Raw genomic sequence first — 24,431 nt, forward strand, 5'->3', positions numbered from 1 at the left:
CAGTTCTCAGGGCAGACGCACATCGATGGCCGGCCACAGCAAATGGGCCCAAATCAAACGCACCAAAGCCGTGGTGGACGCCAAACGTGGCGCCGTGTTCACCCGCATCGGCCGGGAGATCACCGTGGCCGCACGGGCCGGGGGGGATCCAGCCGGCAACTTCCAATTGCGCACGGCCATCGCCAAAGCCAAGGCCGCCGGCGTCCCCGCCGCCAACATCGAGCGCGCGATTGCCAAGGGCTCCGGCCAGGCCGGTGATGGGGCCAACGCCTTGGAAACGATCCGCTACGAGGGCTATGCCGCAGGCGGTGTTGCCGTGCTCGTGCACGCCCTCACTGACAACCGCAACCGCACTGCCGCTGACGTTCGTCTCGCCTTCAGCAAGAACGGCGGCAATCTTGGAGAGAGCGGCTGCGTCAGCTACCTGTTCAGCCACCGCAGTGAAGTGCGCATCGCGGCGCCAGTGGCCGAGAGCGAAGGCAGTTCCCAAGGCCCGATCGACGAGGAGGCCCTACTGGAAGACCTGCTGAACCTGGACGCAGACGGGTATGAGCTCAGCGACGACGGCACAGCCCTGGTGCACGGCTCTTTCGAGGCGCTGGAAGCCCTTCAGAACGGGCTGCGCAAACAGGGGTGGAGCGTGCAGGAGTGGGAGCACTGCTGGCATCCCCTCACCCAGGTCACGCTTCAGGATTCGGACACAGCACGGCAGTGCCTCAAGCTGCTGGAGGTGCTGGAGGACCTCGACGACGTGAGCAGCATCAGCGCCAATCTCGAACTGGCGCCGGATCTGGAGATCGACTGACCTGCCGGCAGGCCTGTGCGCGAGATCACAGCCCTGCGGATTGAGATCACAGCCCTGTACAGGCACCTCGGAGAGGGTGACTGCAGATCCCACTCCGGTCATGAATCGCCTCCAAAACCTCGCCGCCCTCCAGCAGCTCACCGCCACCCTTGAAAGCGGGGCTCCGGATCTGGCCAGCGAAATCCGCCTGCGCCAGGCCGCCTACCTGCACACGATCATTGCGGCGGTCCTCAACGAGCAAGTGGCAGGCCTACCGGAAACGGCCCCGATCATTCGCTGACATCAAAAAGCCCCGCCAAGGCGGGGCTTTGCTCTGGGGACTAGCGGCCCTCAGCGCTGATAGGCCACTCCGCGATAGGTGAGGGTTTCAGCAGCTGCAGAAGCCTCGGCCCGACGGGTGTCGTCAGACGTGCGGCGGTAGGTGAGTTGCACCACAGGTTTTGCATCAGCGCTGGTCTGACGCGTGTAAACGTTGCCCATGTAACTGAGCTGCATGAAGGTTCTCCGAGTTAGCTCAAGCCCCCGTTCCATGGCCTGAAACGAACTGCGCTCCGGACTCACGATCTGTGGGCCGCGGAGTGAACGTCGGCAAGACAATTTGGCCTTGCAAATTTGTTTTAGAGGATCTGTCGAGAGGGGGGTCGTTCAGCCTGCTACAGACCCACCGATCATGGGCATTCCGGCACACCCCAGCCCCCGCCGCCTGGGGTGGCGAGCGTCAGACAATCCCCGGCCAAGACCTCGAGCTGCACGCATCCAGGCAACTCCTGCACCGTTCCATCGGCACGGGTGATCTGGTTGCGACCGCAGGCGCCATCACACCCACCGGCAAGGCCGAAGGGAGCGATCTGGCGACTCCCCGCCAACACCCCCACCGTCATCGGTTCGAGGAAGCGAAACGTCCGCTCCAGCCCATCACCTCCGCTCCAGCGCCCTGCACCACCACTGCCGCGACGATGACCGAAGCGCTCCAAACGCACGGGGAAGCGTTGCTCAAGAATTTCAGGGTCCGTCAGCCGGGAGTTGGTCATGTGGCACTGCAAGCCTGAGACACCGGCAAAGCGCTGTCCCGCGCCGGTGCCTCCAGCAATCGTTTCGTAGTACTGGTAGCGCTCGTTGCCGAAGCTGAGGTTGTTCATGGTGCCCTGAGCCGCAGCCATCACCCCCAGGGCCGCGAACAGCAAATTGCAAAGCGCTTGCGAGGTCTCGACATTGCCCGCCACCACCGCAGCGGGTGCCATGGGATTGAGCAAGGATCCAGCCGGAACCGTCAACGTGAGCGGACGGAAACAGCCGGCGTTCAACGGAATCGGCTCCTCCACCAGACAGCGCATCACGTAGAGCACGGCGGCTTTGGTCACCGCCAGAGGAGCATGAAAATTGTGGGTGCCCTGGGCAGAGCTGCCGCTGAAATCGAGGTGCGCTCGTCGGTTGCCCCGATCCACCTTCAGATCCAGCTGGAGCCTGGCGCCGTTATCGAGCACCACCTCAAAGCTGCGATCCTCCAGCCCGGGAAGCAGGGCTTCAACAGCCGCAGCGGCATGATCCTGCACATGGTGCATGTAGCGGCTGACCCTCTCCTGACCGTCCCGGGCCACTAACGCCTCCAGCAGGTCCACCCCGAGACGGTTGGCCGCCACCTGTGCCTGAAGATCCGCCAGCAAGAGCTCCGGCGCCCGCGGAGGAATGGGCTCCTGCGCCAGCCGCCGGGCCCAGGACTGACGATCAAGCCGACCAGCACGCACCAGGGGCCAATGGCGCAAGCGCAAGCCTTCCTGCTGGATGTGTTCACTGAAGGGCGGCATGGATCCGGGGGTCAGCCCGCCCACATCGGCATGGTGCCCGCGGCTTGCGACAAAGAAGCTGGGCGCACCAGCGCCCACAAACACCGGCGTGATCGCCGTGATGTCCGGTAGATGGGTCCCTCCATGGAAGGGGTCATTGCTGATCACCACATCACCGTGCTGGAGCGGAGGCACCGAACCCTCCTCCACCTGGGCGAGCAGATCCACCACGGCATCCCCCATGGAGCCCAGATGCACGGGAATGTGGGGCGCATTGGCAACAAGGGCCCCCTCGGCATCAAACAGGGCGCAGGAGAAATCGAGCCGTTCGCGGATATTCACCGATCGGCTGGTCTGGCGCAGCCGTTCCCCCATCCGTTCGGCGATCACCATGAAGCGGTGATGGAAGAGGCTCAGTTCCACCGGGTCAACGGTTGTTTGGAGGTCTGAAATCGGCTCCTCCTGAACCCGAGAAATGGATGCATCTCCCCCCACCTGCACCTCCAGCACCAACTCGCCCCCCGGCAGGCAGCGCGCCTGCCAACCGGGATCCAGCACGATGCAACCCGTTGGCTCCTGGATGAGGGCCGGACCCTCCAGCTGTTGCCCCTCTCGGATCTGGTGGCGATGCCACAGGGGCACCGAACACCAGCTGCGGCCTGGGCAATGCATGGTCACGGGCTTTGGCTGTTGGGTTGAGGAAGGCTGTTGGGTTGGTGAAGGCTGTTGGCTTAGAGAGGGCTCGCCGGAAAGCCGAATGTCCTCGCCCTGGGCAAGCGTTGCCAACAACGCCGGTGCCAGCACCTCCACCTCAAAACGCTCCACCACAAGAGGTACCTGCCGCTGCGGCACGAAACCGAAGCGTTGCTGGTGCTGAGCGGCAAAGGCATCCTCCAGCACCTTCAAAGGCGGCAACTGCAATGCCGCCCCCTCCACCAGGGCAGGGAGCGCCACCAACAGCCCTTGCTCAGAATCAGGATCCCGCAACTCGAGTGCGATCTGTCGCTCCAGGCCGCCATTGCAGCGATCCCCATCGGCCAACAGCTGTTGTTGGGCATCGGCCAGCGCCGCCTCCACCTGCTGCGTCAACGCCGGCACCACAGACGACTCCAGTGGGCGGCGCACGGCACCCTGCCGCCACTGGCGCTGACGCGCCTGGCCCATGCCATAAGCCGAGAGCACTCCAGCCAGGGGATGGAGGAGCACCTGATCCAAGCCCAACGATCGGGCCAGACGGCACGCCAGCTGCCCTGCAGCACCGCCGTAGGCGACCAAAACACCACCACGGATGTCGTGGCCCCGCGCGAGCGACACCTGCTCGATTGCCGCTGCCATGATCTCCACCGCCAGATCCAGGGCACCCTCCGCCAGCTGCTCGGGCGTGCGCTTCAAGGCCCGGGCGAGGGCCGCAAATTGATCACGCACCACCTGTGAGTCCGGCGGCTGATTGGCCTTGGGACCGAACACCGCAGGGAACCCCTCCACCTGCAGACGCCCCAGCAGCAGGTTCGCGTCCGTGATCGTGAGCGGCCCCCCGCGGCGATAACAGGCCGGCCCCGGATCGGCGCCGGCAGAGCGCGGCCCCACGATCAATCGATCGCCATCGCGGGTGATGATCGATCCCCCGCCAGCAGCCACGGTGTGAATCGGCAGCCGCGGTGCCAGCAACTGCAATCCAGCCACCTCTGTTTCAGGGCTGCGCTCCCACGCCTGGTCGGATGCGCCAGCGGGCAGACAGAACACATCCGTGCTGGTGCCGCCCATGTCGAATCCGACCAGAGGCTCTTGCTGGAAACCGGCCCTGCGCGCCACCGCCACCGCACCCACCATCCCGCCAGCCGGACCCGACAGGATCGTGTCCTTCGCCAGGAGGCTGCCCATAGGCTGCAGGGCTCCGCTGGAGGTCATCACCCGCATCCGCGTGGCCGCCCCCAGGGCCTGCTGCACCTGATGGAGATAGCCGAACAGGGGGCGCGCCACCGCTGCTTCCACCAGGGTGGTCTGCCCTCTCGGCACCAGTCGCGGCAGCGGGGCCACCTGATGGGAACAGACCACGGTGGTGAAGCCAATGGCGCGGGCAAGAGCCTCCAGCCGGCGCTCATGGTCGGGATGGCGCCAGGCATGCATCAGGGCAATGGCACAGCTGCGCACCCCCTGGCGGTGGTGGGCTCGCAGGCGCTCTTCGAGGGCGCCATCCAGCACCAGGGGCGTCACCGCGTTGCCCTCAGGGTCAAGCCGGCCTTGCACCTCCTCCACCCCGATCGCCAGAAAGGGCGGAGCTTGCAGCTGAAGAGCAAACAGGTCGGGGCGATGCTGGTCGCCGATCCGGAGCACGTCCGCCAGGCCCTGGTTGGTGACCAGCACAACGTCGTCGCCCGCTCCCTCCAGCAGGGCATTGGTGGCCACGGTGGTGCCGAGCCGCAGCTCCTCGATGGTGGCGTCCCCCGAGGCTTCAACCTCAAGAAGGGCCTTCAGGGCGCAAACAGCGGGATCCCCTGGGGTGTGGGGCTGCTCGGACAACACCTTGCGCACCAACAGCCGACCATCGGGGGCCAAGGCGACCAGGTCGGTAAAGGTACCGCCGCGATCCACCCAGAAGCGCCAGTCCGTCAACGCGCTGCCACCGCAACTCCAAGGGCCGCATCATCCGCCCACAGCCTCACCCTTGGATGGCGCAACAACCAACTGGCAGGCAGAGAGGGATCGCAACCGGTGGCGAACACCCGGGCCAGGATCTCGCGCTTGGCGTCACCTGTGACGATCAGATGCACTTCCTCCGCCGCCAGGATCTCGGCTAACCCCAGGGTGATCGCCCGGTTCGGCACCTGCTGGGGATCACCACCAAAAGCGGCAGCGTTCTGCTCCTGGGTGGCACGGCACAGGGAAACGCAGCGGCAGATCACATCCGCACCGCAGGGAGGCTCGTTGAAGCCCACATGGCCATTGGCCCCGAGCCCAAGCAGCTGCAAACCAACCCCTCCAGCCGCCTGCAGGGCGTGGCCATAGGCCATGGCCTCCTGTTCTGGATCGGCGGCCGCACCATTCGGAACCCGCAGCTGATCAGGCGACAACCCCAAAGGGCCAGCGAGCTGATGCTGCATGTAAGCAGCGAAGCTGTCCGGATCGGCAGCGGAACGGCCGACGTATTCATCGAGATTGAAGCTGAGCCAGCCCTGACGCAACCGGGCGCGTTCAGTAGAGCTCCAGTGATGCAAACGCTCCCGAAGGGCCGCATAAAACGGCTCCATCGTGCGCCCGGTGGCCAATCCCAGAGGTCGCGGATTGGTCTGCGTCAAACGCTGACGCAACGCTTGCTCCCAGTGATCGACCACGGCCTCCATCAGCCCGATGGGCTCGGGCCGCCGCTCCAGAACGATCGTGTCGGGCAGATGCAGTGCAGCCACGGTTGGGCTTCATCAACTGTTCCAGGCTGGCCTGAGCGCGGGGTGGAATGCCATGGATGGGTCATCCGCCGGCTGAAACGGGCGAATGGTAATGCCCCGGTAGTAGTGCCTGAGAATCTGACGAAAGTCAGCGCCTTGCTCCGCCAGGCCTCGGGCTCCCCACTGACTCATCCCCACGCCATGGCCAAACCCCTGGCCGCGCACTTCCAGCACACGCCCGCTTTGCGGAGCACTCAATCCAGGCGCCGGCACAAGCGGAGGCGGCGGAGGCGGCGGGATCAAGGCCTGGGCACGGCCATGGCTTTGAGGCGAGGTGCTCGAACCACTGGCCGAATCACGCCAGAGCCCGATCAACAGGGGCCGATCACCCTCAGGTAAGCCACCCTGCTGCGCCGGACGACTGTGCTGACCCGCGACGTCCTGGGCCAGCCAGTTGAAACGGACCATCGTGCTTTTGAGGCCAAGCCGCTGGCGCAACTCACGACCGCTCAGCACCACAGAGCCTCCGGGTCCGCGCACCCGTACTGAGCGCAGGCGGCCGGTGGAGCTGGTGCGCAGCACGTCCACCGCCTGCAGACCACCGGTTTCCCGGAATGCCGCCTGCAACTGGCGGCGGTCGAACATCTGCGTCCAGCGATGGACCGGACTCTGAGCATCGTGATCGGGAACGCTCACCAGATAGGGCAGCTGTGTTCTCCACACTTCTCCGCTGGGCTCGGTGGCGCCGCCGGAACTGCTGTGAAACACAGCATTGATCAACTTGCCGCCATGGACCATTACCAAGGAGCGGGTGGTGTCGACAGCCTCCTGGGTGCGCGGCGTGGCCGATTCCAGGCCTCGGTACACCTGACTGGCAACGGTGGCCTGCACATCAAAGCTGCCCTTTCGCCCCCGCTGCCGCAGGGCATAGGTCCGTGCTGCCACAGCCTGAGCCTGCAGGGCAGCCAAGGGCCAGTCCTGGGGCATCTCACTCCCCACCACGCTGGCCAGGTAGGTCTCGACCCCCAGATGGTTCACCGCTTGGAGGCGGCCATTGCGCACCATCAGCTCCAGGGAGCCGGCGTAGCGCCGCTTCCCGAGCCAGATCCCACGAGGATCCTGGCTATGCACGGTCAATCCCGTCACGCGCACCTGGCGCTCTCCGCGCAGATCCGGGCTGTCCACCAACAACCGTCCCCTACTGAGGCGCACCTGCAAACGCGTCAGCTGCTGAGCCCGCCTGCCCAGGCCCCTGACTTGAAAGCGGTTGCTGCCATCCGCCCGCAGATCCAGACGGGCACCTTCCGCCACCAACACCCGCATCTGCGGTTGCCGCGAGGTCATTTCCACGGCTGGGAGCGGAAGCACTGGGCCCAGCACGGGCTGAACCAGGGCGAGGCCAGCTGCCGCCACGGATACCCGAGCGAAGACAAACAGCCGATGGGAACCAGGCCTTGCCATGCCGTCCAATCGCCAGGGCAGCTCAGTGTGCCCTTCAGTCGCCAGGAGCACCAGGGTGCTGCATGCCAGATTTGATGGTTGCCCGCCCTAGACCGTGCAGGTCACTTTCCTCGGCACCAGCTCCGGCGTTCCCACCAGGGCTCGCAATGTGTCCTCCGTCGCCCTGCGGCTGCCGCAGCGATCGGAACTGTGGTTGTTCGACTGCGGCGAAGGCACCCAACATCAATTTCTGCGCAGTGATCTGCGCCTCTCGCAACTGCGCCGGGTGTTCATCACCCACATGCATGGCGACCACGTGTTTGGCCTGCCCGGTCTGCTTGCCAGCCTGGGGCTGGCGGGCAACAGCTCCGGCGTGGATCTCTACGGCCCGGACCCCCTTGAGGCCTACTTGCAAGGAGTGCTGCGCACCAGTTCGACCCGCATCGGCTACCCGATGGCGTTCCACCGGGTGAAAGAGCCCGCCCAACAGGGAACGCTGGTGCTTGAAGACGACGACATCATTGTGCGCGCCACACCCCTCACCCACCGGGTGCCGGCCTACGCCTACCGCATCGAGCAGAAACCGAGGGCTGGTCGCTTCGACGTAGCCAAAGCGCACGCGCTGGACATCCCCCCGGGACCGATCTATGGCGAACTGCAGCAAGGGCGCACCGTCACCCTGGAGGATGGGCGCACCATTGATGGGCGCGATCTCTGTGGCCCTGCCCGCCCGGGGGTGAGCGTGGTGTATTGCACCGACACGGTGTTCTGTGAAGCAGCGGTCGAGCTGGCGCGCGGCGCCGATCTGCTAATCCACGAATCCACCTTTTCCCATGCCGAAGCGGAGATGGCATTTCAGCGCCAGCACTCCACCAGCACCATGGCCGCCCAGACGGCGGCGGAGGCAGGGGTCAAACAGCTAGCCCTCACCCATCTCAGTCCGCGTTACGCCCCGGGAAATCCAGTGACCCCGCAAGATCTGCTGCAGGAAGCGCAGGCGATCTTCCCCAACACGCTGCTGGCCAAAGACTTCCTCACCCTCGAGATCAGCCCCCCGGCCTAAGTCGGCTGCAACAGTTCATGAGCACGCCCCGGGAACGCCCCCAAGGGGTCATCCGCCCGTGATACAAGAGCTTGGTGCGGTGTATCCGTCAGATTCTGGTGTCCTTTATGGCCTCTCCCTTTCATTCCTTGCAACGGTCTTTAAGCCGGCTGCTGCTCGTTCTGCCTGCGCTGGTCGCTCTCACCTTCAGCTCTCCTGCTCTGGCTGCCCAGTGGGATGCAGACACCCTCACGGTCAACGCCGACGCCAGCGGCACTGAAGTGACCTTCTCCGAACAGGAGATCAAAACTGGCCGCAAGGTTTTCAACACCAGCTGCGGCACTTGCCATGCCGGTGGCATCACCAAAACCAACCACAACGTGGGCCTCGACCCCGAAACCCTCGCCCTGGCCACTCCGGCCCGTAACAGCGTTGAGGGTCTGGTGGACTACCTGAACGACCCCACCTCCTACGACGGGGAATACAGCATCGCTGACCTGCACCCAAGCATCCGCAGCCGCGATCTGTATCCCGCCATGCGCGATCTGACCGATGAAGACCTGCGCCTGATGGCGGGCTACATCCTCGTGGCCCCGAAGGTTCTGGGCGAAGAGTGGGGTGGCGGCAAGATCTACTTCTGATCCCCAGCCTTCTCAAACCATCACAAAGCCGCCCCAGAGGCGGCTTTTTTGTGCCCGATTGCAGGAGTTCAACAGACTCAAACTGGGCTTGTGGGGCCGATCGGAAGGCCTAGGGCTGGCGGTTGGAGGGCTCCAACGAGCGGGGTTGACGGCTGTACCACCACTCCTGCAAGCCAGGGGTGAACCGAACCGAGAACAGCGTTAACACCGTGGAGGTTGGCCGCGATCCCGGCTGCAGCAGCTCCACCGCATAGGAGGGACAACGGCGAGCAGCAAGATCAGGCACAAAGCGGCGTCCAACGCGGCGCCAACTGGGTTCCTTGCTGCGCCACACCAGCCGACAGCAAGGCCAGGGCAACTCCTCACGGTCGAACAGGCGGCAGCAAGGACCGATCACACGGAAGCTGTATTGACCGCCAGGGCTGGTGTGAATGCTGCCGTGCTCGAGCAGGTCTTCGACTTCAGGTCTGGCGGGAGCGGCCGCTGACGCTGCAGGCATGGCTGTTCAGAGACAGGGCCACACCCTGCCACCAAAAAGCCACCCCTAGGGGTGGCCAATGGACAGTCCGTCGAAGCGACGATGGGGGTGTCAAACCACTTGTCAGATCCTTGGGATCGAGCTCAATAGAGCTCTTCCTCAGCGTGGGTCTTGATGGTGCAGTCGGAGGTGGGGTAAGCCACGCAGGTCAGCACGAAGCCAGCTTCGATCTGGTCGTCGTCCAGGAAGCTCTGGTCGGACTGGTCAACGGTGCCAGCAGTGATTTTGCCTGCACAGGTGGAGCAAGCGCCTGCACGGCAGGAATAGGGAAGATCGATGCCCTGCTCTTCAGCGGCGTCGAGGATGTACTGGTCGTCGGGCACTTCGATGGTCTTGTTCAGACCTTCGCTCTCGCTGACCAGAGTGACCTTGTAGGAAGCCATGGATGGATGGGGTGTGCAGTGACCTGAAAAACAGGCATGCAGGACTGAACACTTCTACATCGGACTGGGGCAATCCCACCCTTTTCAACGAGGCTTTCCAGACAAGGCCAATCAGATCCAGAGCACTGATAAGCCGAACTTATGCAGTTTTCGGGCGCTGGATCTCGAGCAAACCCCAGCGCCCCTGGGAGCCCAGCTCCGTGACTGACCAGCCCAATCCCTCCAGCACGCTGGTGAGACGGGGAGCCTGCTCCACCAGCAGTCCACTGAGCAATCCACGCCCTCCCGGAGCCAGCACGCTGGTGAATTGGGGAGAAAGCGCTTCAATCACCGGAGCCAGGATGTTGCAGAGCAACAGCTCAGACGGTTGGCCGGCATGCATGGCCGCCAGCACCTCCACCGAACCCTGCTGCACGCTCAGCTGCTGATCCGTCAGACCGTTCAGCCCGGCGTTGTCCCGGGTGGCGCGCTCCGCCAAGGAATCGGTGTCTGCCGCCAAGACCCTTTCGGCACCCAACGCCAATGCCGCCAGACTGAGCACGCCACTGCCACAGCCCAGATCGGCAACGGTCAGACCCACCGGCGGCCGGGCCTCGAGCGCCTCCAAACACAGGCGTGTGGTGGGGTGACTGCCGGTGCCAAACGCACTGCCTGGGTCCATGCGCAGCACAAGGCGATGGGCATGCTCCTGGGGAGCCTCCAACCATGCAGGCAGGATCAGAAGCCTCTGGCCCACCGGATCCGCCTGCCAGTGCTGCTTCCAGGTAAGGCTCCAGTCCTCATCATCAAGCTGGACCCACTCCGGCTGCGGGAACGACAGACCAAAGGTTTCGGCGAGGGGCCGCAGGCTGTCGACCAACTCCCTCCGCTGGTCTTCATCCCACTCCGGCGCGGGCAACCAGGCCAGGAGGGTGCGCTGATCGGGGCGCTCCGGTGCATGCTGCACGGCCAGTCGGTGCAAGCCGAGGCTGTCCAACTTCCACAACAGGGACTCCTCCAACTCCGACTGGAGGGGCAAGGAAAGGCGCCACCAGCGCAGGGAGTTGGAGGTCATGGCAGAACGGACAACACCGGAGGAGCGATCAGAGAGTCACAGGGTGGGCTTCCTGAATGCCGTCAATGGCATTGATGTTGGCCAACAAGGTGGGAGGAATCGGATCGTCGATGCTCAGCACCATCACCGCATCACCACGCACGATCCGGCGTCCCACCTGCATCGAGGCGATATTGACATTGTGCTCGCCGAGCACAGACCCCAACTGACCAATGATTCCCGGCATATCCCGGTGACGGGTGAAGAGCATGTGACGGCTGGGCGGCACATTCACTGGGAATTCATCAATCGTGGTGACCCGCAGCTCACCATCGGCAAACACCGCACCGGTGACACTGTGCCCCCCCTGGGACCCACGTGTGGTGAGCTGAAGCGAACCACCAGCGAAATCGCGGCTTGCCTCATCCTTCACTTCCAAGACGTGAATGCCGCGGGCTTTGGCCTCAAGGGCTGCGTTCACATAGTTGATCCGTTCCCCGAGCGCATTGGACAGCAAACCCTTCAGCGCTGCGATCACCAGAGGCTGGGAGGGATGCTCGGAGAATTCACCCTGAAGACGCACTTCAAGCTCCTCCACCTGACCGCCGGCCAATTGGCTGATCAGCAGACCCAACGTTTCCGCGAGCTGCAGATGGGGCTTCAAGCGCTCCATGATCTCGGCACTGAGGCCTGGGATGTTGACCGCACTGCGGGCCGGCAGCCCCAACAACACGTCGCGAATCTGCTCCGCCACATCGGTGGCGACATTCTCTTGGGCTTCTTCGGTGGAAGCGCCTAGGTGCGGCGTGAGCACGAGGCCCCGTTGCACCTTCCGCAGCGGGGAATCTTCCGCCAGAGGCTCGCTGGCAAACACATCCACACCAGCACCGGCGATCACCCCGTTTTCGATCGCTTCAGCCAGGGCCGCTTCATCGATGATTCCGCCCCGGGCACAGTTCACCAGACGCGCCGTGGATTTCATGCTGCGCAGCAGCTCAGCATTCACCAGGTTTTCGGTGTCGGGAGTGCGGGGGATATGCAGCGTGATGTAGTCCGCTGAGCTGAACAGATCCGGCAGCTGGGTGAGGCGCACCTGCATTTGCTGGGCGCGCTCAAGCGAGACAAACGGGTCATAGGCGATGACCTCCATGCCCATGGCCTTGGCCACCTTGGCCACATGGGAGCCGATCTTGCCGAGGCCGACCACCCCTAAAACCTTTTTATAAAGCTCGTTTCCGACGTATTTCTTGCGATCCCAGGCGCCCTCACGCATGGAGGCATGGGCCTGGGGGACATGGCGGGAGAGGGAGAGCAGCAAAGCAAGGGCATGCTCAGCCGCCGCAATGGTGTTGCCCTCTGGGGAATTCACCACAAGCACGCCTCGCTGCGTCGCAGCGGGGACGTCCACGTTGTCGACGCCGACTCCGGCCCGCCCCACGATGCGGAGCTTGTCGGCGGCCGCGATCACATCGGCGGTCACTTGCGTGCCGGAGCGGATCATCAAGGCGTCGTATTCACCGATGATCGATTTCAGCTCTTCTGGGCTGAGACCGGTGCGCTGATCGACCTGGGCCACCTGGCTCAGGATGTCGATGCCGGCCTGATCAATGGGGTCGGAAACCAGAACTTTTGTCATCAACCGGCGAAAGACTGCCGTGGGCCACTGTAAAGACAGGCCCGCAGGCCAGAATCGAACGCTCTCAGGGACTCACCCATGCCTGTCTGCGTGCTGGTGCTGAAGGAACAAGAAGCCGCCGCATCGCTGGAACAGAAGCTGCGGGCCAATGGCCTGCCCCTTCAGCGCTGCCTGTTGGTGTCGCCTGCGAAGGGCAGTGCCGATGGCGTGTCCTTCGACTCGGTGGATCTGCTCAACTTGAAAAAGGCGCGCCAGCAGCGCCAGCGCACCATGGCCCGCTGGCTGCTCCCATTTGGGTTCATGGCGGGGCTGACCTTCACGCAGATCACCACCCTCGAAACCTTTGCCGCCCTCGGCCCCTGGGGCCAACCTGTGATGGGTGGCCTGCTGGGGATGGGATCAGGCCTGATGGGCAGTTACGCCGCCGCCGCCAGCGTTCCTTCTGACAACGAAGACGGCGTTCGCATCCTGCGGAACCGCCACGAAGAGAACCGCTGGTTGCTGCTGCTGGAAACGCCCACCGGCATCGAACCACCGTGGCAACTGCTGCAGAGTGCTCGACCGATTCAGGTGGTGCGCCTCAACGACCTGTGAGGCTGCCGCGACAAGCCTTGCTGCAAGGCAGCCAAGATCCCGAAGGCCTCGACGCATTGATCGACGTGGCCGACCAAGTCCTGCGCACCTGGCAGCCCCAATGGTCGTGCTTTGTCTCAGCGCCCCTGCGGGAAGACGCGGTCCAACGTCTGGCCGTCCTGACCGAGCTGCAAATCCACGCTGATGGAGGACGACCGGAAGCGGAACGACAGCGGTTGCTGATCAGCCGCTGCGAAGGCGGCACCGTCCCCCAAGAGGAGCATCCCCTGCCCGTGATGGGGCTGGAGGTGGAAGGCAACTTCCTGTTCGACCCCGTGGACCCCCACGACATGCGTGCGGCGATTCTGGAACTGGGCATCGAGGCCGGGCATCTCGGCGACCTTTGGATCCGCGGCGATCGTGGAGCCCAGCTGCTCTGCACACCTGAAGCAGCCGTGGCACTCCATGGCCGTAGCGGCCGTGTTCGCGATGTGGACATCCAGCTCGAGGAGCGGCCGGTGGCGTCGCTGCAATTGCCGCAGAGCCGCGTCCCCAAACGGTTCGCCAGCGTCGAAGCCTCCTGCCGACTCGACGCCATTGCCTCAGCGGGCTTCGGCCTCTCCCGGGCAAAGGTGGTGGATCAGATCCGCAGCGGGCGTTTGCGCCTCAACTGGCAATCCGTTCGCCAAGCCAGCAAAGATCTGAGAGTGGGTGATCGACTGCAGCTGCAAGATCGCGGCAGCGTGGAGGTGCTGGCTCTCGAACGCACCAAAAAAGACCGCTGGAGGGTTCACATGGAACGCCGCTAAGCACGGAACAGCCAACTCCAAATTCAGACCGGCTGCTACATTCTTTGGCGCACCAATGAGGTGCAAACCGCTTTCACTACAAAGTGAACTGTCGGGCGATTAGCTCAGGGGTAGAGCACTACATTGACATTGTAGGAGTCACTGGTTCAAATCCAGTATCGCCCATATCCCTTGCAGGGGAATGAAAGTCCATGAAGTCCAGCGTAGTTGTGGGCCTTGGACGTTCAGGAGTCGGAGCCGCCAAGCTGCTTCACTCTCAAGGCCATCAAGTCACCGTTCTGGAATCGCAATCCAAGGACAGCGCCAATGCATCAGCGTTGCGCCAATTGGGTGTCGATGTCCGTCTCGGCTGTCCCCTGATTCCCGACCCGTTTGCGTCGTGGACAGATCCTTTGGATCAGGTGGTGATTAGCCCAGGCATTCCCTGGGATCACCCCACCCTCGGGAGCCTTCGCCAACAAGACATTGCCGTCTGCGGCGAAATGGCCGTGGCCTGGGACGCGCTGTCGCACCGCCCCTGGATCGGGATCACCGGCACGAACGGTAAAACCACGGTCACCCACTTGCTGCAACACGTGCTGAGTCATGCAGGACTGCAGGCACCCATGGCGGGCAATGTGGGGCACTCCGCCGCCGAGTTGGCGCTTGCCTGCAGCTCAGGTCATCTGCCACAGCCCGATTGGATTGTGATGGAGATGAGCAGCTATCAAATTGAAGCGGCGCAGCAGGTGGCTCCCCGTATCGGCATCTGGACGACCCTGACCCCCGATCACCTGGAGCGCCACGGCACCCTCGACGCCTACCGAGCGATCAAGCACGGTTTGCTCGCCCGATCCGAGCAGGCGGTCCTCAATGCCGATGACCCAGACCTCTGCCGCCACCACCACCAATGGCCTGCGGCCACCTGGGTGAGCACCAGCCCCACACCTCCTGTGCCCTGCACGCTCTGGATCGACCCAGAGCAATGGGTGTGCAGCCGCGAGCAGCGCTTGTTCCCTGCTGATGCACTGCCCTTACCCGGCAACCACAATCGCCAAAACATGTTGCTGGTCACGGCGGCGGCTCTCCATGCAGGCCTGCCACCCAGCGCCATCGAAGCTGCCTTGCGCTGCTTTTCCGGTGTCCCCCACAGGCTCGAACCCCTGGGACTGGTGAAGGGCATGCGGGTGTACAACGACAGCAAGGCCACCAACTACGACGCCGCTGCTGTCGGGCTCCGGGCCGTGGCAGCACCGGCGGTGGTGCTTGCCGGAGGTCAAACCAAACAGGGTGATGCCTCGGAATGGCTCAGCCTGCTGAAGGAGCGCGCTGCAGCTGTCGTGCTCTTCGGCCACGGCGCTCGCGAATTGAAGACCTTGATTGCGGGCGCGAGCTTTGACGGACAGGTCGCCCTGGTTGACACGTTGGATGCGGCCGTCAAAGAAGCCCTGGCACTGTCATCCGGCCAGCCGGCCCAGGCTCTACTGCTTTCGCCAGCCTGCGCGAGCTTTGACCAGTATTCCAATTTCGAGGAACGCGGCGAACACTTCCGCCAACTGATTAACGCTGCCCAACGCGCAAGCTGACCCCAATCAAGGCCAAGGATCAGCAGGCAATTCAGACCAGTAGATCAATCAGAAACCAGCGCTAAGCTCCGTTGACGGTGCACTGGACAGCAGCCATTCAATCGATGCGTTCGCCCAACTACTGGCTCATGAAAAGTGAGCCGGACGTCTATGGAATTCACCATCTCAAAAGCGAACAAACGACGCTCTGGGATGGAATTCGTAACTATCAGGCGCGCAATTTCATGCGCACCATGGCCGTTGGCGATCAGGCATTTTTTTATCACTCCAATTGCAAGCCACCGGGCATTGTGGGCCTGATGGAAGTGACTGAGCTGGGAATCGTGGACCCCACGCAGTTTGACCCGACATCCAAATACCACGATCCAGCCTCGAAGCCTGAATCGCCGCGCTGGGATTGCGTCCGCCTGCGTTATGTCGGGGAATTCGAAAGCATGCTCAGCCTTGATGCCCTGAAAGAGGCCTACACCGCGGAACAGCTCACGGTGGTGCGGCGCGGCAATCGCCTGTCGATCATGCCGGTGGCAACAACCATCGCCACCGACCTGCTGGAACGCCTTGGCCCACTCCAGTGAGCCAACCACGGCCATGGGTCGGGAACGCCTGCCTCTGAGCACTGTGTTGCCTCGGGCTTGGAGGGGATTCACCAGCGCTCCCTGGCCTTGCGTCGGCCTGTCGGGGCTGATTCTGAGCAGTGCTGCCGGGCTGGGAACTCTGGCGCGAGAACTTCAAGCGAATTCAAGTGCCTGGATTCGCCACAGCGGGGATTTGGTCTGGGTCTTGTCCCTGCTCGTGCCTCTCATCCTCATGCTTGGCCTTCTGCGCCTAGCCGACACCCTGTTGCCCAGCACAGGCCCCGATGACTGCGACGTTCCCCAGGCCAAGGAACGCATTCCATGGCTTTTGCGCCAATCTGTCGCCCTTGCCCTGATCGAAACCCTGATCCTGCTGGGAGGGATCACCACGCTGCGCGGCCTCGGCACAGCCCTGCTGGCCCACAGCGGCGTTCTGGCAGCAGTGGCACTGCTCGCGGGAGGAATCGCCCTGACCTCTTGGACCGCGGGGCAGGTGCTTGCCCTGCCACTTCTGATTCACCATGGCCACCGGCCCTTAGCGGCGATGGAGCACAGCCGCAAGCTCGTTCAACAAAATCGGCTGAAAGTGTTGGCGCTTCTGGGCCTCCTGGTCGGGCTCAATTTGATCGGACTGATGGGAGCCTGCCTGGGGCTACTCCTGACCCTGCCGTTAAGCGCCCTGATCCTGATGGCCAGCTGCCGGACTCAGACCCCCTGGAGGAAGGACTGACGGCTGAACATGTTGCCGACATAAAGGCGCGTAATCTCGCGGGACTCCACACCGTTCTGCACAAGGAACCCGGCCAGAGCGGCCTGAACCAAGCGGTATTGATCCCAATTGGGATAACGCTCGATAAAGCTGGCCATCGCCTGCTGCAGGGGCAGGGGGAGCTCGGCATGGAAGCTGACCACGGAATCGGCCACCAGCTCCGCGGAGACCTCCTGAGCGGGGCGGTCTACACCGACAACTGGAGCAGTATTCAGCGCCTGCATCGCTTCCGTCACCTGAATGTCTCCCATTCCGAAGTCCACGAACAGTAGTCAGTTCTCCACATCCGTCAGCCAACGTCAAGAAGGCCGAAACCAGGCCAATCCCAGCATTCTCCGGATGAGACCCCAGGCCCAGAGCCATTCCAGGACGGGCGATGCAGAAAATGCATCGAAAGAAACATCAGCCATCCGCCCGTCAAGACGCACCCATCAGAACCGCACCTTTTCCACAGGAGAGGCCCTGACGGGCCTTTTCAGACCCTTGACTGTGGAAAACCTGTGCAAGGCCAAGGGTCGATCCGTGGGGAAATCAATCAAAGCAGTTTGATTAGCCCTGCTTATTCTTTGTTGAATCCCAGGCCGTTCTCATCGCTGCCACAAACGCCTGCGCTGCTGGAGCTGGCCAGTGCGCTTCAAGACCACGGCAGCCGGGTGTGCCCTCCAGCACAACGCCAAGACTCCAGCGGTTGCGATCACCATCCAGGCAGCCCCACCAGAGATCGCGTTCCATCTCCAGTTCGATCGCTTCGTCCTCCATCAGCTGGGACTGAAGATCGCGATGTTGCTGCGTCAGCACCAAGATCAAGGCCACTAGGCCCTGCCACTCCGTCTCGGTGAGCTCGAACGCCCAACCTTCTCCACCGATCAAGGCAGAAAAATGCGGGCGGCTGCGGTCAAGGGCCAGGCGCCAGCCTGGCCCTTCCTGCTGAATCATCCAGGCAGCAGATCAGGCTGGTCCTGCTCATCGCTCAGCTCAACGATGGCGCGTTGCACCGGTTTGACGCTCGACTCCTCCAGCAGACCATCGAAGTCGTCAAAACGACGTTGCTTGGCGCGGAAGGCGATCCTGACAGTGGTGAGATAACGGTTGCTCGATTGACGAATCAAGCTCTCGCCACGCTTGGCCAGGTCTTTTGAATCCACACCTGCGCTGAACACGTTGTCCCTGGCATCGATCCACCATCTTAAGTGAGAAGGTCGCTTGGGAAGGGAACGTGCACCGGATAGGTGCGCTGAACACTGCCGGGTACGCGCAAAACGATCTGACGACCGATTCCCATCGCGGCCAGAGGTCGACGCAGCAACGACAACAACCCGCTGACCTCTTCGAGATGGCGAGCATCGAGGCACTCGATCCGAATGCTTCCCCAACTGCGCGACATCCTGCAATCGCGCAGCGGTTCCAACTGGGCCTTCAGCTCAGGCTCCTCCCGATAGAAGGACCAGACGAGTCGCTGCAAGCGATCCATGGAGATTCCCTCGTAACCTTCAGCTGCTCCCAACCTGCCCATGGCGTTGGAACAGACCCCGACGGGCGAACAAAACCTTCAGATTTGCGAGGCTGCCGGCACCCTGGCCATTGATCTGGGGAGCACCACCACCGTTGTGGCATTCCAGTCGCCACAAACCGCAGGTCCCCAGCTGCTGGAGCTTGACGCCATCAGCCGTTCTCCTGGCCAGGTCCCCAGTTTGATCTGGGCCAAGGGAGCAGACGATCCCAGCCCACTGGTGGGGCGGCAGGTGCTGGATGCCGGCCTGGAAGACAGCGATGCTCCTCAGTTGCTGCGTGATTTCAAGCGGAAGATCGGAGCTCCATCCGGTGCACCATCCGCTGCGAACCACCTCAGCCCCGAAGCAGCCGCCGAACTACTGCTGCAACAGATCTGGACCCGGCTACCGGAGGGACTCCAGATTCAACGCCTGGTGCTCACCGCACCAGTGGAGCATTACAGGGGCTATCGCAACTGGTTGCTGCAGGCCAGTGAACACTTGCCTGTCGATGAAGTCGCTCTTGTGGATGAACCCACAGCAGCAGCTCTGGGCGCCGGTCTTGCGCCAGGGGCACGCCTGCTGGTGGTCGACATCGGCGGAAGCACAATTGATCTGTCCCTCGTGGCCCTGGAAGGCGGAGAGGGCCGGGCCGCCCCGCTGGCCCAACTGTTGCGCTTCGGTGGCCGCAGCCTGAACAACAGCCGGCAAGCACTGCGCTGCGCCAAGGTATTGGGCAAGGCCGGGATCACCCTGGGCGGTCGCGACCTAGACCGTTGGATCGTCGACCATCTCCACCACGACGCGTCGGAGGCCAAGGCAACGCCGCCAGCGGCCCTGATCAATGCGGCTGAACGGTTGAAATGCAGACTCAGTGCTCCCGAACTGGGCGACCACACGTTGCTCACGGAATTGGCCGTCACAGACCAGAGCGCCCCGTTGGAGCTCCAACTCAACCGACAGCAGTTCGAAACCTTGCTGGAGACGAGAGGTCTGCTGGCAGTACTCGACGATCTCCTGGAGCAAACCCTGGCCGGCGCTCGTCAGCACAACTGTGATCCCTCCATGCTTCAGGGGGTGCTGCCGGTGGGGGGCGGAGCGCAACTCCCTCTGCTGCGGCGCTGGTTCAACGAACGGCTGGGGGGTGTGCCTCTCCTGCATGCGCCTCCCGTGGAAGCCGTGGCCGCCGGTGCTCTCAGCCTCACGCCGGGCGTGCACGTGCGTGACGTCCTGCAACGCGGTGTCTCCTTGCGCTGTTGGGACAGGCGCACAGGAACGCACCACTGGCATCCGTTGTTTGTTGCCGGCCAGACCTGGCCCACGGAGGCCCCCTTCACCCTGGTGCTGGCTGCGAGCCAAGACCAACAGCAGACGATCGAGTTGGTTCTCGGAGAACCGGAGACTGAATCGCGCCATGACGTGGTGTTCGTCAATGGCTTACCAACAGTGCGGGCCAGCAGTGGTGGACCTGAGGTGCGCCCCTGGGGCTCCCCCACCATCCAGGTGCCCTTGGGTCAACCCGGAGAAACAGGGCAGGACTGTCTTCGGCTTGCCTTCCGCCTCAATGAAGACGCCCAACTGCTGATGGAAGGCGCAGACCTACGCACCGGTGAACCCCTTGCGTCTCGTGTGCTCGGCCCCGTTCGCTGAACGCCGATCCCTTGACAGCGTTCGGGCGGTGCACGGTCCGTCCACGCCAGCGTGAGAAAGGCAGCTGACGTCCATAGAACAGGTGTGATTGTTCTGAACTCCGACATTGGCGCTGCGTCGCCATCTGCTGCCGCGCTTTTGGTTGGGGATCACCCTTGGTGGGGTGGCCATGCTTTGTGGTGTGGCCTACTGGTGGGAGCGTCAGCTCCCGGAACGGCTGGAACAGGCCATTCGCGATGGCGACACCTTGGCGTGCCTGCATTACAGCGAGCAGCTGGCTGCTCTGCGCTGGCTGGGCCAACAAGCTCCGGAAGAGCTGGCTCTCTGTCGGAGACAGGCCGCCGTACAAGCCTGGAACGACGGGCGTCACGCTGATGCCCTGGGCTTTCAAGAGCTGCTGGTGAATTCAGGGGTCGGCACGAGCGTTGACCAGCAACGCGATCAAAACCAACTGAACCGCTGGCGAGAGCAGCTCCGCGATCAAGCCCTCAATGCATTCCGCGACGGCAATCTCAACGAGGCCCTCTCCCTGCTGAAGCCTGTGGAGCGCGGCACGAGCCCCTCCGGCAGTCGCCTAAGCGACAGCCTGCAGGAAACCTGGAACCGCAACCAACTCGACCACCAGCGACTGGCCGAACTGGTCCAATCGAAACAGTGGTGGGAAGCGCTGGCGGTGCTGAACCGCATGGACCACCCCTGGTGGCAGAGCAAGGCCCAATCCCTGCGCCAAACCGTGGAACAAGCCATCGATCAGCGCAAAGACCTGGACGAACACCACAACCATGGCGAGCTTCCCGCCCATACCGTTCCCAACAGCGCTCTCGATGCCGCGGTGCAGCGCAGAATTCGCGAAGGGATGGAGCCCTGGAAAGCGTTCGAGACCGGATGCGCCGACGTGGGCGGCAGGGTTGAAGAGGAAGGGCCCGAAAGTCTCTGCCGACGGCGCTGACGATCAACTCAGATGACCCATGACGCATGACACAATGCCGACATCAACGCATTGGCCCATGCAACCCGGAGACAAAGTGGTCGTGTCCGCCAACGTTGTGGTCTACAACCATCCCCAACATCGCGGCGAAGCCTTCGATCTCCAAGGGAGCGACGGCGAAGTGGTCACCGTGCTCAATGATTGGAAAGGGAAGCCCATCAGCCCCACTCTCCCTGTCGTGGTGGCCTTTGGCCGTTACAAAGCCCATTTCCGCGCCGATGAGCTGAACGCAGCCGGCTGAGCCGAGCCCTCAGCTCATTGCACCTGGCGCAGATACACACCCTCCTCACCATCCACATCCTGAAGCCGCAGCTCGATCGTTTCGCTGCGGCGGGTCGGCACGTGACGACCACAAAAATCGGGCTGAATCGGCAACTCGCGATGACCGCGATCGACCATCACCAGCAGCATCACCTTGCGGGGCCGTCCCCAGGCCTGAATGGCCTCTAAAGCGGCTCGGATCGTTCGTCCTGTGAAGATCACGTCATCCACCAACAGGACATCCCGGCCCTCGATGCTGATCGGCAGGTCAGTGGCCTGAACCATGCGTGTCCCAACACGCTCCAGGTCATCGCGATGAAAGGTGGGATCAAGGGTTCCCTTGGCCAGGGCATGGCCGGTCAGCGCCTCAAGCTGACGGGCAAGAACACTTGCCAGATGCACCCCACGCGTGGGGATGCCCAACAACAAGAGATCCTGACTGCGATCGACACTTTCCAACACTTGGCTGGACAAGCGCTGAACCGTGCGGGCCAAATCCTGAGCGGACAGAATTTCTACCCTCTCGGGCCTGGCAGAGGCAGACATCAAGCTGTCGCTGAGGCCATTCAGTGTATGGGTGTTGCAGTAAGCAAAAGCTGACCGACCCCGAACCGAACCTCCTGAACGGAGCTTCTGGAGGTAACTTGAATATGGAGAAGCTCTTAAGAACAGATAGCGCGGGGTGCATGTGACGACCAGCAGTGATAAGGACCTCAGCCGTAAGTCCGGAGTAGCCCCAGTGGTTCTCGCCATCCTGGATGGATGGGGACACCGTGACAGCGAAACCCATAACGCCATCCGCCATGCATCCACTCCAGTGATGGATGCGCTCTGGCATGCCTATCCCCACAGCCTCATCCAGGCCAGCGGTGCCCACGTGGGGCTGCCCGATGCACAGATGGGCAATTCAGAAGTGGGGCATCTGACCATCGGAGCGGGACGCATCATCCGCCAAGAACTGGTGCGAATTTCTGAAACCGTTCGCCAGGGCGAACTTGCTCAAACGCCTGCACTGGCCCAACTGGCGCAAAGCCTTCAAGCCAATGGTGGGACCCTTCACCTCATGGGGCTCTGTTCCAACGGTGGAGTCCACAGTCACGTGGACCATCTCTGCGGCCTGCTGCGCTGGGCTGCAGAAGCAGGAATCGCACGGGTCGCCATCCACGCCATCACCGACGGTCGTGACACACCCACCCAAAGCGCTCCCACCTTCCTGAAACAGGTTGAAGACGCGATCCAAACCGCCGGAGTGGGGGAGATCGCCAGTCTCTGCGGTCGCTATTGGGCCATGGACCGGGATCAGCGTTGGGAGCGGACCTCCAAGGCCTATTCCCTGTTCACTGATCCATCCCTCGGCTGCAGCAACGCCCCTGTGAGCGAGGTCCTGCAGAACAGCTACGACGCAGGAGTCACGGATGAATTCCTAGAGCCAGTGCGCCTGAGTGACGCCTTCCTGAAGGATGGAGATGGTTTGGTGGTGTTCAATTTCCGCCCAGACCGGGCCCGCCAACTGGTTCAGGCCCTGACCGTCGACGGTTTTGCTGGCTTCGAACGCCAACACAAACCACGGCTCGATGTGGTGACCTTCACCCAATACGAAGCGGGACTCCCCGTCACCATTGCCTTCCCACCCGAATCGCTCGACCAGCTGCTGGGGCAAGTGGTCTCCGAACACGGATTGAAGCAGTACCGCACCGCAGAGACCGAAAAGTATCCCCACGTCACCTATTTCCTCAACGGAGGCATCGAACAACCCCTGGCTGGTGAAGATCGGCATCTGGTGCCGTCGCCACGCGTCGCCACCTACGACGAAGCTCCAGCCATGTCTGCCGATGTGCTGACCGACAGCTGCATCGCCGCCATTGAGCGCGGTGAGTACTCCCTGGTGGTGATCAACTACGCCAATCCAGACATGGTGGGGCACACCGGCGTGATGACCGCCGCCACCGAAGCCATCCAAACGGTGGACCACTGCATTGGGCGACTGCTTGATGCCGTTGGCCGCATGGGAGGCACTCTTCTGATCACCGCTGATCACGGGAACGCCGAACTGATGGAAGGTCCCGATGGTCAAGCCTGGACGGCGCACACCACCAACCCAGTGCCCGTCATCCTTGTAGAAGGAGAGAAACGCAAGCTGGCTGGCATGGGCAACTCCATCCGCTTACGCGAGAACGGAGGGCTTGCTGACATTGCTCCCACCCTGCTTCAGATCCTGGGTCTGCCGAAACCCAAGGCCATGTCAGGATCCACATTGATCGAAGCGATCGAGACTCTGTCGCCGTTGAGCGCCAGACTCCCTCAGCCGGTCTGATTCACCCACACCTCGGAACCGATGCTCACCACTGTCTTGTCTTGGACCTGGATTGGCAGTGGCGTGCTGCTGATCCTTCTGGTGCTGCTTCACAGCCCAAAGGGTGATGGCATGGGGGGAATTGCAGCCAGTGGCAGCTCCATGTTCACCAGCGCCAGCAGCGCAGAAGCAACCCTCAACCGGATCACCTGGACCTGTCTGGCCGTATTCCTCACCCTGGCGGTGATCCTCAGCGCCGGTTGGCTGAGCTGAAGCGATCCTGCCCGCACGGCGGATCAGCGAGTCCAAGTTCCCCCAAAAGTCTGGGTGTCGCAACCCAGGCTTTTTGTTTGGGAGTCCACCAAGAGCACAGCCTGAGGCGCTCAGTCCTCGCTATCTGATTCCACATCCCCTCGCATGTGATCGAGTCCCGCTGAAGCCAGACGCTGGGAGCGATTGATCGCCTTCACGATCACAAACAGGGCCCAACCCACAATCACCGAATTCAGCAACACGTTGATCGCGTTGCCAATCCGCAACTCACCACCGGCATAGGGGATCACCCATTTGTCCCAGCCACCATTGCGAATAAGAGGATTCAGCAAGGGCATCAACAGGTCTTTCGTGAGGGCATCCACAATCTGCTGAAACTGGGTACCCACCACCACCGCAATCGCCAGATTGAGAGCGTTGCCCTTCTGGAAGAAGAACTCCGTGAACTCACGGAGCCAACGACGAAAAGCGAGCATCAGCCTGAAATCAGCAGGCGTCCA

Annotated in this window: 28 protein-coding genes and 1 tRNA gene; 15 read left to right on the top strand and 14 right to left on the bottom strand. The window is 62.8% G+C overall.

The genetic code is table 11. From position 1 onward, the window contains the following. The first annotated feature begins 25 nt into the window (after nucleotides 1-25). Entirely contained in the window at nucleotides 26-805 is a 780-nt protein-coding gene (locus RS9916_RS07770; RefSeq protein ID WP_007098790.1) for a YebC/PmpR family DNA-binding transcriptional regulator, read from the top strand. Nucleotides 806-905: 100 nt separating this feature from the next. Then, on the top strand, nucleotides 906-1,085 hold the full coding sequence (locus RS9916_RS07775; RefSeq protein ID WP_038023476.1) for a hypothetical protein: 180 nt from the start codon (nucleotides 906-908) through the stop codon (nucleotides 1,083-1,085). 50 nt (nucleotides 1,086-1,135) lie between these two features. Here the strand turns inward: RS9916_RS07775 and RS9916_RS13865 are convergent, their stop codons facing one another. The 4 genes from RS9916_RS13865 to RS9916_RS07790 form a co-directional block, all read right to left on the bottom strand. Further along, the gene (locus RS9916_RS13865) at nucleotides 1,136-1,366 is read right to left on the bottom strand and encodes a DUF4278 domain-containing protein (RefSeq protein WP_156777509.1); all 231 of its coding nucleotides are present in this window, start codon (nucleotides 1,364-1,366) and stop codon (nucleotides 1,136-1,138) included. Between the two features lie 107 nt (nucleotides 1,367-1,473). Next, nucleotides 1,474-5,202, bottom strand: a complete 3,729-nt coding sequence (locus RS9916_RS07780; RefSeq protein WP_007098793.1) for a hydantoinase B/oxoprolinase family protein — start codon at nucleotides 5,200-5,202, stop codon at nucleotides 1,474-1,476. Further along, a complete protein-coding gene (locus RS9916_RS07785; protein ID WP_007098794.1) occupies nucleotides 5,199-5,993 on the bottom strand; it encodes a glucosamine-6-phosphate deaminase in 795 nt (264 codons plus the stop codon). Before RS9916_RS07785 ends, RS9916_RS07780 begins: the two co-directional genes overlap by 4 nt. A gap of 12 nt (nucleotides 5,994-6,005) precedes the next feature. Further along, nucleotides 6,006-7,484, bottom strand: a complete 1,479-nt coding sequence (locus tag RS9916_RS07790; RefSeq protein ID WP_007098795.1) for a SpoIID/LytB domain-containing protein — start codon at nucleotides 7,482-7,484, stop codon at nucleotides 6,006-6,008. A gap of 43 nt (nucleotides 7,485-7,527) precedes the next feature. On the opposite strand from RS9916_RS07790, the gene RS9916_RS07795 reads away from it, so the two are divergent. Together RS9916_RS07795 and psbV are read left to right on the top strand one after the other, a co-directional pair. Further along, complete coding sequence (locus tag RS9916_RS07795) at nucleotides 7,528-8,475, top strand: ribonuclease Z (RefSeq protein WP_007098796.1); 948 nt, start codon at nucleotides 7,528-7,530, stop codon at nucleotides 8,473-8,475. Between the two features lie 107 nt (nucleotides 8,476-8,582). Continuing rightward, nucleotides 8,583-9,095 carry a photosystem II cytochrome c-550 gene (gene psbV, locus RS9916_RS07800; protein WP_007098797.1) on the top strand — a complete coding sequence of 171 codons (513 nt, stop codon included), beginning with the start codon at nucleotides 8,583-8,585 and terminating at the stop codon, nucleotides 9,093-9,095. A gap of 109 nt (nucleotides 9,096-9,204) precedes the next feature. Here the strand turns inward: psbV and RS9916_RS07805 are convergent, their stop codons facing one another. The 4 genes from RS9916_RS07805 to serA form a co-directional block, all read right to left on the bottom strand. Continuing rightward, nucleotides 9,205-9,594, bottom strand: a complete 390-nt coding sequence (locus RS9916_RS07805; RefSeq protein ID WP_007098798.1) for a hypothetical protein — start codon at nucleotides 9,592-9,594, stop codon at nucleotides 9,205-9,207. Nucleotides 9,595-9,716: 122 nt separating this feature from the next. Beyond that, complete coding sequence (locus RS9916_RS07810) at nucleotides 9,717-10,016, bottom strand: ferredoxin (RefSeq protein ID WP_006043345.1); 300 nt, start codon at nucleotides 10,014-10,016, stop codon at nucleotides 9,717-9,719. 139 nt (nucleotides 10,017-10,155) lie between these two features. Next, complete coding sequence (prmA, locus tag RS9916_RS07815) at nucleotides 10,156-11,070, bottom strand: 50S ribosomal protein L11 methyltransferase (protein ID WP_007098799.1); 915 nt, start codon at nucleotides 11,068-11,070, stop codon at nucleotides 10,156-10,158. Nucleotides 11,071-11,098: 28 nt separating this feature from the next. Next, a complete protein-coding gene (gene serA / locus RS9916_RS07820; protein WP_007098800.1) occupies nucleotides 11,099-12,685 on the bottom strand; it encodes a phosphoglycerate dehydrogenase in 1,587 nt (528 codons plus the stop codon). A gap of 78 nt (nucleotides 12,686-12,763) precedes the next feature. Here serA and RS9916_RS07825 point away from each other — a divergent pair, with 78 nt between their 5' ends. The 6 genes from RS9916_RS07825 to RS9916_RS07850 all read left to right on the top strand — a co-directional run bounded on the left by RS9916_RS07825 (nucleotide 12,764) and on the right by RS9916_RS07850 (nucleotide 16,937). Beyond that, nucleotides 12,764-13,279 (top strand): hypothetical protein, encoded by a 516-nt coding sequence (locus tag RS9916_RS07825; protein ID WP_007098801.1) that lies wholly within the window; start codon nucleotides 12,764-12,766, stop codon nucleotides 13,277-13,279. Next, complete coding sequence (locus RS9916_RS07830; protein WP_007098802.1) at nucleotides 13,276-14,067, top strand: photosystem II S4 domain protein; 792 nt, start codon at nucleotides 13,276-13,278, stop codon at nucleotides 14,065-14,067. Before RS9916_RS07825 ends, RS9916_RS07830 begins: the two co-directional genes overlap by 4 nt. Before the next feature lie 93 nt (nucleotides 14,068-14,160). Continuing rightward, nucleotides 14,161-14,232, top strand: a tRNA-Val gene (locus RS9916_RS07835). A gap of 26 nt (nucleotides 14,233-14,258) precedes the next feature. Beyond that, a complete protein-coding gene (gene murD / locus RS9916_RS07840; RefSeq protein ID WP_007098803.1) occupies nucleotides 14,259-15,632 on the top strand; it encodes a UDP-N-acetylmuramoyl-L-alanine--D-glutamate ligase in 1,374 nt (457 codons plus the stop codon). A gap of 104 nt (nucleotides 15,633-15,736) precedes the next feature. After that, nucleotides 15,737-16,207, top strand: a complete 471-nt coding sequence (locus RS9916_RS07845; protein ID WP_038024361.1) for an EVE domain-containing protein — start codon at nucleotides 15,737-15,739, stop codon at nucleotides 16,205-16,207. Continuing rightward, entirely contained in the window at nucleotides 16,191-16,937 is a 747-nt protein-coding gene (locus tag RS9916_RS07850) for a hypothetical protein (RefSeq protein WP_007098805.1), read from the top strand. The genes RS9916_RS07845 and RS9916_RS07850 overlap by 17 nt, the downstream gene beginning before the upstream one ends. Here RS9916_RS07850 and RS9916_RS07855 read toward each other — a convergent pair. From RS9916_RS07855 to RS9916_RS07870, 4 genes are all read right to left on the bottom strand, one after another. Further along, entirely contained in the window at nucleotides 16,913-17,200 is a 288-nt protein-coding gene (locus RS9916_RS07855; protein ID WP_083773090.1) for a DUF2811 domain-containing protein, read from the bottom strand. The genes RS9916_RS07850 and RS9916_RS07855 overlap by 25 nt on opposite strands. Nucleotides 17,201-17,525: 325 nt before the next feature. Further along, nucleotides 17,526-17,912: a DUF1818 family protein gene (locus RS9916_RS07860; protein ID WP_007098808.1), complete on the bottom strand. Its 387-nt coding sequence runs from the start codon at nucleotides 17,910-17,912 to the stop codon at nucleotides 17,526-17,528. Beyond that, nucleotides 17,909-18,136 carry a DNA-directed RNA polymerase subunit omega gene (locus RS9916_RS07865; RefSeq protein ID WP_007098809.1) on the bottom strand — a complete coding sequence of 76 codons (228 nt, stop codon included), beginning with the start codon at nucleotides 18,134-18,136 and terminating at the stop codon, nucleotides 17,909-17,911. The genes RS9916_RS07860 and RS9916_RS07865 overlap by 4 nt, the downstream gene beginning before the upstream one ends. A gap of 26 nt (nucleotides 18,137-18,162) precedes the next feature. Continuing rightward, a complete protein-coding gene (locus tag RS9916_RS07870) occupies nucleotides 18,163-18,447 on the bottom strand; it encodes a hypothetical protein (RefSeq protein WP_038024365.1) in 285 nt (94 codons plus the stop codon). Nucleotides 18,448-18,487: 40 nt separating this feature from the next. Between RS9916_RS07870 and RS9916_RS07875 the strand changes: the two genes are divergently transcribed. From RS9916_RS07875 to RS9916_RS07885, 3 genes are all read left to right on the top strand, one after another. Further along, nucleotides 18,488-20,116 carry an Hsp70 family protein gene (locus tag RS9916_RS07875; protein WP_007098811.1) on the top strand — a complete coding sequence of 543 codons (1,629 nt, stop codon included), beginning with the start codon at nucleotides 18,488-18,490 and terminating at the stop codon, nucleotides 20,114-20,116. A gap of 106 nt (nucleotides 20,117-20,222) precedes the next feature. Then, complete coding sequence (locus tag RS9916_RS07880; RefSeq protein ID WP_007098812.1) at nucleotides 20,223-21,065, top strand: hypothetical protein; 843 nt, start codon at nucleotides 20,223-20,225, stop codon at nucleotides 21,063-21,065. A 58-nt stretch (nucleotides 21,066-21,123) separates the two neighbouring features. Beyond that, nucleotides 21,124-21,345 carry a ferredoxin-thioredoxin reductase variable chain gene (locus RS9916_RS07885; protein ID WP_007098813.1) on the top strand — a complete coding sequence of 74 codons (222 nt, stop codon included), beginning with the start codon at nucleotides 21,124-21,126 and terminating at the stop codon, nucleotides 21,343-21,345. 14 nt (nucleotides 21,346-21,359) lie between these two features. Here the strand turns inward: RS9916_RS07885 and pyrR are convergent, their stop codons facing one another. After that, complete coding sequence (pyrR, locus tag RS9916_RS07890; protein WP_007098814.1) at nucleotides 21,360-21,911, bottom strand: bifunctional pyr operon transcriptional regulator/uracil phosphoribosyltransferase PyrR; 552 nt, start codon at nucleotides 21,909-21,911, stop codon at nucleotides 21,360-21,362. Between the two features lie 136 nt (nucleotides 21,912-22,047). On the opposite strand from pyrR, the gene gpmI reads away from it, so the two are divergent. Then, nucleotides 22,048-23,679, top strand: a complete 1,632-nt coding sequence (gpmI, locus tag RS9916_RS07895) for a 2,3-bisphosphoglycerate-independent phosphoglycerate mutase (RefSeq protein ID WP_038023480.1) — start codon at nucleotides 22,048-22,050, stop codon at nucleotides 23,677-23,679. Nucleotides 23,680-23,700: 21 nt separating this feature from the next. Further along, entirely contained in the window at nucleotides 23,701-23,931 is a 231-nt protein-coding gene (gene secG, locus RS9916_RS07900; RefSeq protein ID WP_007098816.1) for a preprotein translocase subunit SecG, read from the top strand. Nucleotides 23,932-24,041: 110 nt separating this feature from the next. Here secG and RS9916_RS07905 read toward each other — a convergent pair whose 3' ends face one another. Next, on the bottom strand, nucleotides 24,042-24,407 hold the full coding sequence (locus tag RS9916_RS07905) for an MscL family protein (protein WP_038024366.1): 366 nt from the start codon (nucleotides 24,405-24,407) through the stop codon (nucleotides 24,042-24,044). Nucleotides 24,408-24,431: the final 24 nt, after the last annotated feature.

The sequence above is a fragment of the Synechococcus sp. RS9916 genome (assembly GCF_000153825.1).
In the GTDB taxonomy this organism is placed as follows: Bacteria; Cyanobacteriota; Cyanobacteriia; order PCC-6307; family Cyanobiaceae; genus Synechococcus_C.